The organism is Alicyclobacillus tolerans (assembly GCF_900142255.1).
In the GTDB taxonomy this organism is placed as follows: Bacteria; Bacillota; Bacilli; order Alicyclobacillales; family Alicyclobacillaceae; genus Alicyclobacillus_I; species Alicyclobacillus_I tolerans.
Genome location: NZ_FRAF01000036.1, coordinates 1 through 12,626 on the forward strand (window position 1 = coordinate 1; position 12,626 = coordinate 12,626).

The window sequence follows — 12,626 nt, forward strand, 5'->3', positions numbered from 1 at the left end:
GTGAACGTCAAATCCCGCCCACCTTGCACTCCCCCCTCATGCTGTAGCAAAGTCGTATATGAAAGCAAACCCCGCCGGGGAGCCAGCGGGGCACCTTCATATGCTATGCTTTTTTCGGCCTCCTGCGGATTCGCTCAGGCAGACGCTCCGACCACGGCAGCAACTCGTTCATTGCCGTCTGGTCGTCCGTCTGGATGTTCGGTAGCCGTTCGAAAAGGTACTCCAGGTACAGGTACGGGTTCAGTCCGTTCTCCTTGGCCGTCTCCACCAAACTGTACGTGGTGGCACTTGCTCTCGCGCCCCGTGGGGTGTTCGCGAACAGGAAGTTTTTTCGTCCGATCACGAACCGCTTAATCGACCGCTCACTCCGGTTATTGTCCAACTCCAAATGCCCGTCTTCCAGGAACGTGGTAAGTTTAGACCACTGGTTGAGGCAATAAGAAACCGCCTGCCCCAAGGCGCTCTTGGGCAGCAACTGTTTGTTCTGCTCCTGAAGCCATGCCAAAAACTCGTCCAGCACCGGCCGGCTTAACCTCTGCCGCTCTGTGTGACGTTCTTCTGGGCTCGCGTCCTTCAGAGCGCGTTCAATCTTGAACAACCGGTTACAGTATTCTAATCCTATTCTGGTCGCTGTCGGTTTCTTTCGCTCCTCTGCTGGCAGCGCAGTGTGTGCCTCATGAAACTTGCGCCTGGCGTGTGCCCAGCACCCGACCAGCTTCACCCCTGGAAGGTCGTTGTACCCGCTGTACCCGTCCACGTGCAGGTACCCCTCGAATCCTTCGAGAAATCGCTTCGGGTGCTCTTTCGAGCGGGTCTCCTGATAGTCGAACAGGACAATTGGCGGTCCATCTGCACCACTGCGGTACAACCACATGTACGATGTCGTCTCAGCCGGTCGTCCTGGCTCATGCAGCACTTGCAGTGTCGTCTCGTCCGCATGAAGATACCGCCGCTTGCGCAATTCCTCGTGCAACTGGTGGTATATGCGTTCGAGCCATCGTGTCGCGCCTAGTACCACCCAGTTCGCCAGCGTCTGCCGGGTCAACTGCAGACCCTGCCGGGCAAACTGCTCCTCCAGCCGGTACAGCGGTAAGCCGTCCACGTATTTCTTGTCCATCACATACGCCAACATCGATGCGGATGCCAGGCTACCCGGTATCGGGGGCTTGAGCATCTGTGCCTTGACCATGGGCGTTTCGGTCCCATGCTTGTCGCACGTCCGGCATGCGTACTGTTGTTGCACGTGTTCACGTACCTTTGTCTGTGCCGGAATGTGGATGAGCTCGCGACGGATTTCCACACCCGCCTCGTCCATCACCTCGCCACAACACGGGCACTGACGTTCCTCCTCCGACAGACGGTACTCCACCCGTTCCACCGGAAGGTCTGCCAGCATGGCATCCCGCTGGCCAGGCTGCTTCTTGCGTCGCTCATAGGTCACCGTCTCGAGGGTGGGTTCCGTTGCCTCCGGCTGCGCCTCAACCTCGGCCTCATTGAATACCAGATCCAAGCGCATCTGGTCATTCGCTACGCGTTCGCTGGACTTCCCAAATTGCCGATGACGGGTCAGGCGAAGCTGCTCCAGCAGCAGTTTGACCTGCTTTTTCAGCTCAGCGACTTCCTGTTCCAGCGCCTCGTTGCGCTGTTGAAGGGCTTCCAGTTGGTTTGGGGTCTCCGTCGTCGTGTTCATCATGCAAAACGATTTCGACACACTTGCCGAAATCCCTTGACAGATCCTTCTGTGTTTATCGGTCTCACACCACTTTTTTCGCCGTAACTTTGGGGTGTGCCTTTGGTTGGTTGAGTGGCAGTCCGTCCAACAGCCAGTTCAGCTCCCGACGGGTGATGAGGAGGGTCTTGCAGTCCCTGGCGCCCGGCCATTCAAACCGTCCCCGCTCCAAGCGGCGGTAAAACAGCCAGAAGCCGTTGTGTTCCCAGTACAACAACTTCAATTTGTCCCGCTCCCGGTTACAAAACGCGAATACCGCTGGAGAAAACGGGTCCAGCTGAAAGGACTCCTGCACGAGGGCCGCCAAACCGTCGATGGACTTGCGCAGGTCCGTGCTGCCGCAGGCCAGATACACGCGCAACTCCGGTGCGGTGTCGATGTTCAGCATAGCGATGCCAGAGTGCGCACCACATCGCGCAGCAGATCCGAGTCGTAACCAGGTAAGACCTCGATCACAGCAGGCCCTACGCGTACGGACAGCGGCTTGTCCGTCACTTCAGTCGCAAACTCGTCCAAGCGCACCGGGATAAAACGCGGCTCAACATCATCGCGCCCCTGGCTGTCGTGGGCGGTGTCCGCCTTAAACTTGCCGACCCAATACCTCAGCTGGTGCTCCTTGACCTGATGCGCGGCACACCATGCTGCTCCGGTTAACCCGCTGGCCCGAAAGTCCGTCACACGGGCGCGCCAAAGCTCGCGAAGTTCTTCTAACTCGGCTTTTGTCACGATGATCCCTCCATGACTGGATTCTGGAGGGGATCATCTCGCAGAAGAAGGACTAACGCTAGGTGTGCGCTATTTGACGCACACTCATGTTCGAGTGTCTCCTCGCAAGCAGAACCATTTTGGCAGTGTTTCGCAGCGGAGGCTTACCAATTGACATGTCTGCTTCTGAATCAACTTTTCAGTAACGACGCCTTCCTTCGCTTCACATCCAGTTATGGTCTCGAAGCTACTTCGCTACTATGAAGGCGCTCTGACTTCTCTCGGCACATGGACAACTTCGGATACCCTTATATGTCCATGCCCACTTCGGTAACCGAGAGACCTCGACGGGTCACCCGTACTGGCTACAGTGTGCATGTCTCACCCTCCACGTGATGAGCCGCATACCCCGTTATCGTGGTCTACAGGGCTGCCTTACCCCGATGGGGTTTTGGGTTCCGCAGAGAGCGCAGCGTCCCCAACTCATCCCGCCGTTTCGGCATTCAGCATTGCGCTTTCAACCTGCACACTTCGGATAGGGACCTCTCGGCACTCCCTCTCTCCTCCGACACGCTCCTCACGGAGACGCCCTAGACGTATCCTTTGCTGCACTGACCACTATGCAGCGCTGACCTGCCCTGCGATTTACCGCTAGGTGTTCAGCATCCAATGCGAGCTGCCGCCCGCACACCACTCCCCATGCCTAAAGGAATGGGGAGTGGTCACTGGTTTTAATGAAGAAAGTGAAGAACTGTTCCGGAAATCAGGAGACGGCATTTCTGCATAGCACGGAGACAACTGCAATTGAATTACGCTGGAGAGATGAGCCATCATCTCTCTTTTCATGTTGTAATGGACGGTTGTTGGGGCGTACTTTCGGACAAAATTCAACTACGCTCAACTCTTGACAATGTGATTTGTTGTGTTTATTATATTGTTATATAGTTATATAACAATATAAGGATGGTGTGCCGGGATGAATGAACTCACAAAGGAACTGATTCAGGTGGCGGCCGCGGTAGCTGTAGGATGTACTTCCTGTGTGGAGTACCACGTACCGAAAGCGAGGGAACTTGGAGCGAGTGACGTAGATTTGGAAGAGGTCCTTGCACTGGTTCGCCCGGTCAAGCTCACCGCGACCATGAAGGTGGAGGAATTTGCAGAGAGCATGTTTCGTTCCCGGACAACGGAATTAAACGTGGTCTCGGAAGGTTCATCTTGCGGATGTGGCTCTGGAAGCTGCTGCTCCTAATGCCGACACTTTAAAGGAGGAGGAATTTGGAATGAAAATTGACTTTTTTGATCCGGAAATGTGCTGCTCGACGGGGGTGTGCGGTGCCTCTCCAGACCCGGAATTGATTCGTGTAGGTGAGATGGTCGAGAAGCTCAAGGTGGACGGTCACACTGTGGCCCGTCATATGTTAAGCCGGGATTCGGCGGCGTTCACATCGAACAAGCGTGTATATGAAACCATGATGAAGCAAGGCATGAAAGTGTTACCGATTGTAACCGTGGATGGGGAGATTCGAACCACAGGTCGCTACCCGCAGATGGACGAATTGTTTGCAGCAAGGGAGTCCTAATCATGACTAAGTATCTTTTCTTTTCTGGGAAAGGCGGAGTCGGTAAGACTTCGCTCTCTTCCGCGACCGCCGTCATGTTAGCCAAGCAAGGTGCGAGGACGTTGTTGGTCACCACGGACCCAGCTTCGAACTTAGGAGACGTATTTGGGCAAGAGGTTGGTCTTGAAGCTCGAGCAGTTCAAGGGGTTCCACAATTATTCATTCAGGAGATTGACCCGAATCAAGCCCTTCAGACCTATAAAGACCGAGCCCTGGCTCCTCTTAGAGAGCTATTTCCAGAAGAATTCGTTCAGGCTGCGGAAGAGAAAATGAGTGGGCCTTGCACAGAGGAAATCGCAACCTTTGACCAGTTCATCGCTTGTATGCATCAGCCTGATTATGAGTGGGTGGTGTTCGATACCGCACCCACAGGGCATACGCTACGATTGCTGGAATTGCCAAGCAGTTGGAGTTTACACATTGAGGAAAGTGCGCAAGGAAGCGGGCAAACCTGTATTGGCAGTGTGGATGCACTTGCCGCTTCTAAGGAACAATATGACAACGCGGTACGCGCGCTGCAAGACCCGCAGACAACCACGTTTGTGTTTGTCACACAACCCGCACGACTGCCAATCGATGAGATGTTGCGCTCAGCGAATGAATTACAGAAACTGGGGATTTCGAATCAAATCGCAATCGTAAATGGGGTTATTCCGGAAGACGAGCGTACTCATCCCTATTCTAGTCGCAGGTGGCAGAAGCAAGAACCGCATATTCAAGATCTAAAATCTCGGTTTGAGGGCCCAATTGGGTATATGCCTCTGTACGCGGATGAGGTCAAGGGGATTGGGATGTTGGAGCAAGTCGGGAGGGATTTACAATATGCCATTCAACTATGATAAGTTGCCTGCCGACTTGGTTCTGCCCCAGGGCGGGAAGCGCCGACGAATTTTCCTAGCCGGCAAAGGAGGCGTTGGAAAAACGACGCTTGCTTCGACGACTGCGTTGTTTGCAGCGGATCAAGGGTTCAAGACGCTACTTGTCACAACGGACCCCGCGGCTCATATTGGAAATGTGTTCGGTGAAACGGTGACCTCGGTCCCTCGTTGCATTCTTGATTCGAATCTGTGGTTGGTTCGAATTGACCCGAAGGTGGCGTTTGACGCTTATCGTCAGAAAGTCTTGGGATCCCTTGAGCAACAATTTGAAGATACGGAAACTGTCGAACGCGTCAGTGAAGAACTGAATTCACCTTGCACGGAAGAGGTTGCTGTGTTTCAAGAGTTTCTTGATTATGTGCTGAGTGAGGAGTTTGAAGTAACCGTATTTGATACGGCACCAACAGGCCATACCATCCGTCTATTGCAGCTATCGTGGGACTATGAAGCAGAGTTGGAGCACAAGGATGCGTTTACTGCAGAAACTGCGGCTCTGGATGATACCCAATTGGCTCGGATGAATGCAGCGATTCGTACGTTGCAGGATCAACAGGAAACGGGGATGCTGTTCGTCACGTTGCCGGAAACGACGCCGATTGCAGAAATGGAACGCGCGATTTCAGATTTGGAACGTACCCACATTCATACCCAGGGCATCATTGTGAATCAAGTGTTGCCTGAGGAAGCGGCAACGAGTCGACTGTTTGGGAAGCGCTTGGAACTACAGATGGGGCATATTCGCAGATTGAAAGAGTGTAATACGAATCGAACGATTGCCGTAGCCACGCTTCAGGATGACGAAATTATTGGCTTCGAATTGTTGCAAAGGTTCTCTGATGACGTAATTGAGAAGCCAAAGGAGACTATACAATGAGCGGGAAAATTGCGATTGTCATCAACTCGGGATGGGATCAAAAAGACAAGGTGACGTCAGGTTTGCACGTAGCCAAACGAATTTTTGATGCGAAGGAAGAAAATCAGATTGATGCCGTGGAGGTCTTCTTGTTCACGGGGGCCGTAAAGTTACTCGAATCCGTTCCACCAGAAGTAGACAAGACTTTGACCGAACTAAGGGAAGCGGGTCTTATGGTTGGCGCTTGCTCGAATCAAGTGAACAACTGGAAACTGACGGATCCCGCCACCAAGTACAGCATTAATCTGGAATTTGCTCGTGATGCTTTCTCCCGGTACGCTCGGGAAGGATATACCGTCTTAACGTTCTAAGGTGAATAAGGTCCCGACTATCGTGGTCGGGCCTTTTGTCCAACAAAGAGACTGGAGAGTGTGGATGGAATGACGCAAATGGATGATGAGTTATGGTACTGGAGTGTAAACGCGCAGACCGCACCCTATCTCCCCGTTTTTCGAGTGCGAGATACAGAATCGAGCCATGGCCGCTATGCTAAGGGAATTAAGCAAATTCACGGAATCGACCTCGTGCGGTTTCATGGTCATCCCTGTGATGGCCTTTTCCGAGGCATGTACGCCATGTCACTCGCTTTACAGTCTATTTTCCCTGACGGAGTGGTGGACCGAACAGACTTGCGATTTCTGTCCCGAAATAGCCCCTGTCTCGGGGATGTAGGTGCCTATCTCACGGGAGGACGGGTGCGTTTTGGAACGCAAGACGTACTGAACCGTCCTGGAGTGTGGTATATTGTCCAACGTATATCCACTGGTCAGACGGTTGAAGTCACTGAACAAGAAGGGTTTTTCTCCAAGGAAATCATGGATTTGGAATCTCGGTTACCCACGCTTTCTGGCGATGAGCAAGCGCAAGGCGTATCTGAATTAAAGCAGATGCAGGATGAATGGTTAAACACGCATCTATTCCCATCTCGACCTGAGGAACATTATACTGTCCGTGAAATTGAATGGGACTGGCTAGATGTTCCTTATGACAATAAGGGTAAACGAACCGATGTTCTCTACAAGAACGTTCCACCCGGAGGTGAATAAGACAAAATGGACTCCTTCGAGAGTATGGCAGAAATCTATAAAGCCCTTGGTGACAAGACACGGTTGCACATGTTGGCTTTGCTTGCTAAAGATGAACTTTGCGTTTGCGAGCTCGTCGCGATTTTGGATATGTCACAGCCTAGCGTTTCTCAACACCTTCGGAAATTGAAACAGGCGGGTCTGGTTAAAGAACGTAAAACTGCACAGTGGGTCTTCTATTCCATTAATGGGACTGTATTCCCCCTACTGAACCAAACCATCACCTTGTTACCAGACGTGTCAGAAGAGATAGAAAGACTGAAATCACAGGGGTTGCGAGTTCAGTGCAACTTGTAAAAAGGGATGTGGCATGACCGTATGGTGTACTTGGCAGTCATCATCTTCCTCGTAACATTAGTATTTGTGATTTGGCAGCCGAAAGGACTCTCAATTGGATGGTCAGCACTCGGGGGCGCAGTTTTGGCGCTTGTCTTTCGAGTCGTCACGTTTCATGATGTTTGGTCGGTTACCAAAATCGTTTGGGACGCTACACTCGCCTTTGTGTCCATCATCATCATCTCCACCATCTTGGACAAGATAGGATTCTTTGAGTGGGCTGCCCTGAAGATGGCGCATGCTGCAAAAGGTGACGGACGGAAAGTTTTCTTATATGTAACTCTACTTGGAGCGGTTGTCGCGGCCTTTTTCGCGAATGATGGAGCGGCACTAATTTTAACACCGATTGTGCTTGAGAAGGTCAAACTCCTCAAGTTTGACATGAAGAAGATGTTGCCGTTTATCATGGCGAGCGGTTTTATCGCAGACACGACATCATTACCGCTCATCGTGAGTAACTTGGTGAACATCGTGTCTGCAGACTTTTTTCATGTCGGCTTTTTGACCTATGCTGCTCATATGATTGTGCCGGATTTGTTCTCATTGGCAGCAAGTATTGGCGTCCTGTTCTTATTTTTCCGTAAGGATATCCCCAAGGTGTACAACCCCAAGGACTTGTCCGAACCGTCCGAGGCGATTGCCCACCAAGGGATGTTTCAAATGTCTTGGATTATCCTGGCCGTGTTGCTTGTTGGCTATATTTTGACAGAACTCCTTCATATCCCTGTGTCCATTGTGGCGGGCCTGATCGCGATCGTATTTCTCGTTGCAGGTTCGAGAACCAAAGTGATTCGGCCATGGGGCATCATTCGGGAGGCACCTTGGGCCATTGTTGTCTTTTCCATTGGCATGTATGTGGTTGTGTATGGGCTGCGCAATGTGGGTCTGACGAATGTGCTTGGGCGAATTATTGAAGGTTCCACACACGGTGGTTTGTACGCTGGCACATTGGCGACAGGGTTTATTGCCGCTATCCTGTCGAGCATTATGAATAACATGCCCACGGTGATGATTGACGCACTCGCCATCCACTCCACGAGCGCTACGGGAGTCATGCATGAGGCGCTGGTTTATGCGAATGTTATCGGCAGTGACCTGGGTCCCAAAATCACACCGATTGGTTCGCTGGCCACGCTTTTGTGGTTGCATGTGTTGGGGAAGAAAGGGATCACGATTTCTTGGGGCAGGTACTTCAAAACAGGGGTTGTCCTTACTGTCCCCACCCTGTTCGTGACACTGACCGGGTTGTATTTGTGGATTTCACTTGTGGGGTGACCACTCCCCATGCATAAAGGCAGGGGCTTCTCAGAACACGCATGACGCAACCGCCTACGTTACGTTCTGAAGGCTCAGTCCGAGCCAAAAGAAACGTTATCCAGCTAACGCGCGTTTCAAGATGTTTTGTGCGGCATTAATGTCTCTGTCTTGCACGTATCCGCAGTGTTCGCAATGGTGCATACGTTCCGACAGTTTCTTAGGAACAATTTCCCCGCAATTCGAGCAGAGTTGACTCGTGTTTTTGGGATCAACCAGCACGACACGCCGACCAGCTTCTTCCGCTTTGTACGTGGTGTACTGTACGAGTTGATTCCAAGACGCATCAACAATGCTCTTGGCAAGGTGGTGGTTCTTCACCATTCCCTGCACGTTCAAATTTTCAAAAGCAATGAGACCATATCCGTTGACCAATTTTCGAGATATTTTGTGCGCGTAGTCTCTACGTTGATTGGCAATATGTTCATGTAATCTCGCCAGTTCTCTGATGGCTTTGCGGCGACGAGCAGACCCCTTTTTCTTGCGTGATACGGCTCGTTGCTTCCTGTGCAATTTCCGTTCGGATTCTCGCAGAAATTTCGGGTGTTCGTAAAATTCCCCATCGGACGTCATGGCAAGATGCTTCACACCAAGGTCAATCCCGACTGTTTCTTTGGACTCAGGCAAGGTATTGGGTTCCACTTCACACGACAAAGAAGCGTAATACTTCCCGTTTTTCACAATGACAGTGCAAGTTTTGATTTTTCCTTGGGGTAGGCGATGAAGTTTGATTTTCACTTCGCCAATCTTCGATAGTTTTAACTTGTTGCCACTCATGGAGTAGCCGCCCTGTGGGTACGTGAAGGAGTCATATCGTCCTGCTGATTTGAAACGTGAATACCCAGGTGTCTCACCTGCCTTTACGCGACGAAAGAAGGCTTGAAAGGCTTTGTCAAGACGCTTTACCACGTCCTGTAACACCTGCGAGTGAACCTGCTTCAATGCTGGAATGTACTTTTTGCGCTCATTCAATGTATTTGCCTGATCATAGTAGTTCAGCGTGGTCTTGTCTGTTTCATAGGCAAACCGCCGTTCGTCCAGCAGGCGATTGTATAGCAGGCGACAGCGTTCTAAGGTTCTTCTTGCTCTTTCGTGGGGTAAAGTCTGTATTTGTACGCTTTTCTCATGGTCTCACCTTGATTTCTGCTCTTCGATGTATTTCTTAATCACGTCCAGTTGAACAGTGCCTACAGTAGCGACAAAGTAGGAATTCGTCCATAGCGAAGGCAATCGACTTTTTAGTGATTTGAATTCATCACGCAGGATTCTGGAGGTGTATCCCTTGAGTTGCTTGACGACTTTATGAATGCCATATTGCGGATCACACTTAATGAGAAGATGAACATGATCAGGCATGATTTCCATTTCAACGATTTCCGCCGAAATGTCGGTTGCCTTTTCCGAAAGCAACGCCTTTAACCTTGCGTCAACGGGTTCAACAAGCACTTTACGGCGATATTTCGGACAAAAGACAACATGGTATTTGCAGTCGAACGTGACATTTTGGTTTGAATCTACATCTCGACTCATGACGAATCACCACAAATAGTATAGCACAAAACATTAGATACAACAGTTTTATCTATTGTTTAAAAAAATTCGCTTCACGGCGAGCGCCTTATATCCCCATAGCTAAAGCAAGGGGTTTTACGGCGCATTTGATAACCGCTAAAATAAACCCAAAAATTTTTTTCGTTTTGTTGCCGCTAATTCCCGTTCAGTGTTTTCTTGAATAGTCCTCAAAATTTTTAAAAGTTCCTCATCCCTTCTTTTTAGAGATTCTTCAATATAGCGATGTTTCAATTCATCTTTTTTTTCATATTCCTTTTGTAAAAAGTCAATTTTTCCAATGAGTTCCATCTTAATTTTCTCATGTTTCTCCAAAATGAGTTGTTTTTCTTCATGAGATGTTTCTAATTGCAAATGTAAAGGAGTGATAATCCGTTTTAGCTTTTCTTCAAATGACTTTTCTCTCTCATCTAGAAGTCTGACTAATTCCTGGTTAAAAAGTTGTTGGTTTTCTAATTCCTTTTGTATGCTATTTATTGTCTCTATTAGATCTATATTAGCATCATCCACATTCTTATCAACAACCGATAAACGATCGCTAAATTCTCTAACTACAAGTTCAGCTGCTTTTTCCCAACCTAGATTCTTTTCCATATATTCTTTAAATTTTCTTAGCGCCGATATATCGACTTCAGTAAACATTCTATTACCTTGGTCATCACGCATTATCTTATAATCAAACTCATTTTCTAAGTATTTGCACCAAGCTCTAAGAGTCACAGTTTTAACATCAATTTGTTGAGCTACTTGAGATGAGCTAAATGTTTGTATCCAATCATTCAGTTTTATCACCACCCGATAAATTTATGCTAAATTAGGTTAAAAACAAAAAACATGCTTTCCACTAAAAATAGTCTGCATGTTTTTGATAATTATTGCAATCCTATCACTTTACTTATTATATACCAACTATTAACCATATATATCTAAAAAAGCTGCTCTTGTTCTTGCTTTGCTAGATATGATTTGAAAGTTTTGAACAGAATATAAGGTTTCATGAATATAAAGATTACAGCTCCAAAAACCGTTTGGTAGATCGGGAGTAATTTTTAATGCGTTATATGAGTATTTTTTCCCTTTTAGTTCATATGGTCGCGATGTAATCCAATAGGCTTGGTTTTCATGTACCCATTCAACCGTTAATACAAAGTTACATGGTTTGTTATATAAGGTATTGATTTCAAAGGCAATAATAACAAGTGGATTCTCACGTGTAACAATACTTATTTGATTTTTAGCTCTATTATCAATATCTATTTCCGTACATAAGTTTGTTTGAATTAAAATATTGTTATACGTACGTTTTTCGAGAACTGATAACGTTGCATAAACATCATTTCTTATCATCAAAGTTTTGTCTGAATTCAAGTCACAAATATAGAACCTTTCGTTTATTTCAATTAAATAAAAATCATACTTTTCGGGGGGATCTACCTCATAATTATTTGTTTGTTCATTTAGAAAAGCATTGATAGTATTTCTATTTGGTCCTATAAAAAAACACACCTTGATAGAATATATTTTACTAATGAACTTAGGAATTGTTATAATCACGATATATTCACCATATTCCAGCAATTTTTGTAACAACAATGGTCCACGCAACAATTATACTGATCCATAAACTCCGTTTTGTTTCTTTCTTTGGCCTATCCCAAAACCTCACCAAAATCCACGTACCCAAAACCATAACAGGATAGGCAAACAGAAGACCAGCTATCGATACTATAATTATACGCAACATATAATTCCTCCTTATATGGGGGGCACATAACTCTTACTAGTTACCCCACCAGCCTAAATTTTGTCCAAGATGATCGACAAAGTCTGCTCCATAACCAAACACTGCTCCAGTAGCGGCTGCAATTGCAGCTTCTGGAGCTGCTGCTGCAACAACTCCTGCTCCTACATCAGCAACAGCACTAGCTCCCCCATCAATTGTAGCCGCATCAAATACCCCATCAGCAGACGCAGTTTTAAATGATCCATAAAGTTTTCCACCACCATTTAAGGCAGCTCCAATACCACTTGCTACACTAACTGCATCATGATTTGTTTCACGAAACGCTCTAGTTACGTCTCCCCAAAAATTCATAAGAGCCAGTGCCAAAATTAAATAATTGCCGTTACAACAGGTATCTTGAATGTAAGATACCGGTTTAACCCCTCAATATTAGAGTCTTGCTCCCTTAATCTCACTTGCTCGTAGGATTGCTTAGACCTTAACGACGAATGGCTGCACTTCGTTGTTGGCAATTGCGCGCATGAACTGTTCCGGTGACAGATCATATAAGCTACCGTGAATTCGGCGCTGGTTGTAAAACGTAATGTATTCTGTCACGGCTGCGTATGCTGCTTGGTAGTTCTCAAACTCGGCGCCAGAGAGCCGGTCGCTTTCTAGCTGTGAATGGAACGATTCAATGTGCGCATTCTTATTCGGCGTCTTTGGCGGAATGCGCTCATGTGTGACCCCTA

General features: G+C 48.1%; 17 protein-coding genes and 1 pseudogene. 8 read left to right on the top strand and 10 right to left on the bottom strand.

Annotation, left to right across the window (positions count from 1 at the left end; all coding sequences use genetic code 11):
- Positions 1-103: 103 nt before the first annotated feature.
- The 3 genes from tnpC to tnpA (BUA75_RS14490) form a co-directional block, all read right to left on the bottom strand.
- Positions 104-1,690: an IS66 family transposase gene (gene tnpC, locus BUA75_RS14480; RefSeq protein ID WP_072875314.1), complete on the bottom strand. Its 1,587-nt coding sequence runs from the start codon at positions 1,688-1,690 to the stop codon at positions 104-106.
- A gap of 64 nt (positions 1,691-1,754) precedes the next feature.
- Positions 1,755-2,117, bottom strand: a complete 363-nt coding sequence (gene tnpB, locus BUA75_RS14485) for an IS66 family insertion sequence element accessory protein TnpB (protein ID WP_072875299.1) — start codon at positions 2,115-2,117, stop codon at positions 1,755-1,757.
- A complete protein-coding gene (gene tnpA / locus BUA75_RS14490) occupies positions 2,111-2,455 on the bottom strand; it encodes an IS66 family insertion sequence element accessory protein TnpA (protein WP_072875300.1) in 345 nt (114 codons plus the stop codon). The genes tnpB and tnpA (BUA75_RS14490) overlap by 7 nt, the downstream gene beginning before the upstream one ends.
- A gap of 955 nt (positions 2,456-3,410) precedes the next feature.
- Here tnpA (BUA75_RS14490) and BUA75_RS16625 point away from each other — a divergent pair.
- The 8 genes from BUA75_RS16625 (at position 3,411) to BUA75_RS14530 (ending at position 8,543) form a co-directional block, all read left to right on the top strand.
- On the top strand, positions 3,411-3,686 hold the full coding sequence (locus BUA75_RS16625; RefSeq protein WP_072875301.1) for a carboxymuconolactone decarboxylase family protein: 276 nt from the start codon (positions 3,411-3,413) through the stop codon (positions 3,684-3,686).
- Positions 3,661-4,017, top strand: a complete 357-nt coding sequence (arsD, locus tag BUA75_RS14500) for an arsenite efflux transporter metallochaperone ArsD (RefSeq protein WP_242650346.1) — start codon at positions 3,661-3,663, stop codon at positions 4,015-4,017. Before BUA75_RS16625 ends, arsD begins: the two co-directional genes overlap by 26 nt.
- 2 nt (positions 4,018-4,019) lie before the next feature.
- Positions 4,020-4,895, top strand: coding sequence for an ArsA family ATPase (locus BUA75_RS14505; RefSeq protein ID WP_207549777.1), 876 nt, complete (start codon positions 4,020-4,022; stop codon positions 4,893-4,895).
- A complete protein-coding gene (locus BUA75_RS14510; protein ID WP_072875304.1) occupies positions 4,879-5,808 on the top strand; it encodes an ArsA family ATPase in 930 nt (309 codons plus the stop codon). Before BUA75_RS14505 ends, BUA75_RS14510 begins: the two co-directional genes overlap by 17 nt.
- A complete protein-coding gene (locus tag BUA75_RS14515) occupies positions 5,805-6,158 on the top strand; it encodes a DsrE family protein (protein ID WP_072875305.1) in 354 nt (117 codons plus the stop codon). Before BUA75_RS14510 ends, BUA75_RS14515 begins: the two co-directional genes overlap by 4 nt.
- A 69-nt stretch (positions 6,159-6,227) precedes the next feature.
- Positions 6,228-6,893 carry a formylmethanofuran dehydrogenase subunit E family protein gene (locus tag BUA75_RS14520; RefSeq protein WP_072875315.1) on the top strand — a complete coding sequence of 222 codons (666 nt, stop codon included), beginning with the start codon at positions 6,228-6,230 and terminating at the stop codon, positions 6,891-6,893.
- A 24-nt stretch (positions 6,894-6,917) separates the two neighbouring features.
- Entirely contained in the window at positions 6,918-7,229 is a 312-nt protein-coding gene (locus BUA75_RS14525; protein WP_242650347.1) for an ArsR/SmtB family transcription factor, read from the top strand.
- Positions 7,230-7,250: 21 nt separating this feature from the next.
- Complete coding sequence (locus BUA75_RS14530) at positions 7,251-8,543, top strand: arsenic transporter (protein ID WP_072875307.1); 1,293 nt, start codon at positions 7,251-7,253, stop codon at positions 8,541-8,543.
- A 96-nt stretch (positions 8,544-8,639) separates the two neighbouring features.
- Here the strand turns inward: BUA75_RS14530 and BUA75_RS14535 are convergent.
- From BUA75_RS14535 to BUA75_RS14565, 7 genes and pseudogenes are all read right to left on the bottom strand, one after another.
- Positions 8,640-9,653, bottom strand: a pseudogene (locus BUA75_RS14535) (RNA-guided endonuclease InsQ/TnpB family protein); the annotation flags it as partial.
- The gene (locus BUA75_RS16630) at positions 9,653-9,709 is read right to left on the bottom strand and encodes a helix-turn-helix domain-containing protein (RefSeq protein WP_207549781.1); all 57 of its coding nucleotides are present in this window, start codon (positions 9,707-9,709) and stop codon (positions 9,653-9,655) included. The pseudogene BUA75_RS14535 and the gene BUA75_RS16630, both read right to left, overlap by 1 nt.
- Positions 9,710-9,713: 4 nt before the next feature.
- Positions 9,714-10,112, bottom strand: coding sequence for an IS200/IS605 family transposase (gene tnpA, locus BUA75_RS14540; protein ID WP_072875308.1), 399 nt, complete (start codon positions 10,110-10,112; stop codon positions 9,714-9,716).
- A gap of 138 nt (positions 10,113-10,250) precedes the next feature.
- Positions 10,251-10,943: a DUF3967 domain-containing protein gene (locus BUA75_RS14545; protein WP_207549780.1), complete on the bottom strand. Its 693-nt coding sequence runs from the start codon at positions 10,941-10,943 to the stop codon at positions 10,251-10,253.
- 120 nt (positions 10,944-11,063) lie between these two features.
- On the bottom strand, positions 11,064-11,759 hold the full coding sequence (locus BUA75_RS14550) for a hypothetical protein (protein ID WP_129583683.1): 696 nt from the start codon (positions 11,757-11,759) through the stop codon (positions 11,064-11,066).
- Between the two features lie 172 nt (positions 11,760-11,931).
- A complete protein-coding gene (locus tag BUA75_RS14560) occupies positions 11,932-12,246 on the bottom strand; it encodes a hypothetical protein (RefSeq protein WP_165612041.1) in 315 nt (104 codons plus the stop codon).
- Positions 12,247-12,366: 120 nt separating this feature from the next.
- The coding region (locus tag BUA75_RS14565) for an integrase core domain-containing protein (protein WP_072875313.1) at positions 12,367-12,626 on the bottom strand (260 nt) is incomplete at its 5' end.

Bases quoted from the DNA above. Each gene is read 5' to 3' on its own strand.
- BUA75_RS16625 (WP_072875301.1), top strand. From the start codon at position 3,411: ATGAATGAACTCACAAAGGAACTGATTCAGGTGGCGGCCGCGGTAGCT.
- BUA75_RS14525 (WP_242650347.1), top strand. From the start codon at position 6,918: ATGGCAGAAATCTATAAAGCCCTTGGTGACAAGACACGGTTGCACATG.
- BUA75_RS14505 (WP_207549777.1), top strand. From the start codon at position 4,020: ATGACTAAGTATCTTTTCTTTTCTGGGAAAGGCGGAGTCGGTAAGACT.
- BUA75_RS14520 (WP_072875315.1), top strand. From the start codon at position 6,228: ATGACGCAAATGGATGATGAGTTATGGTACTGGAGTGTAAACGCGCAG.
- BUA75_RS14515 (WP_072875305.1), top strand. From the start codon at position 5,805: ATGAGCGGGAAAATTGCGATTGTCATCAACTCGGGATGGGATCAAAAA.
- tnpB (WP_072875299.1), bottom strand. From the start codon at position 2,117: ATGCTGAACATCGACACCGCACCGGAGTTGCGCGTGTATCTGGCCTGC.
- BUA75_RS14530 (WP_072875307.1), top strand. From the start codon at position 7,251: ATGGTGTACTTGGCAGTCATCATCTTCCTCGTAACATTAGTATTTGTG.
- tnpA (WP_072875308.1), bottom strand. From the start codon at position 10,112: ATGAGTCGAGATGTAGATTCAAACCAAAATGTCACGTTCGACTGCAAA.
- BUA75_RS14560 (WP_165612041.1), bottom strand. From the start codon at position 12,246: ATGAATTTTTGGGGAGACGTAACTAGAGCGTTTCGTGAAACAAATCAT.
- BUA75_RS14510 (WP_072875304.1), top strand. From the start codon at position 4,879: ATGCCATTCAACTATGATAAGTTGCCTGCCGACTTGGTTCTGCCCCAG.
- tnpC (WP_072875314.1), bottom strand. From the start codon at position 1,690: ATGAACACGACGACGGAGACCCCAAACCAACTGGAAGCCCTTCAACAG.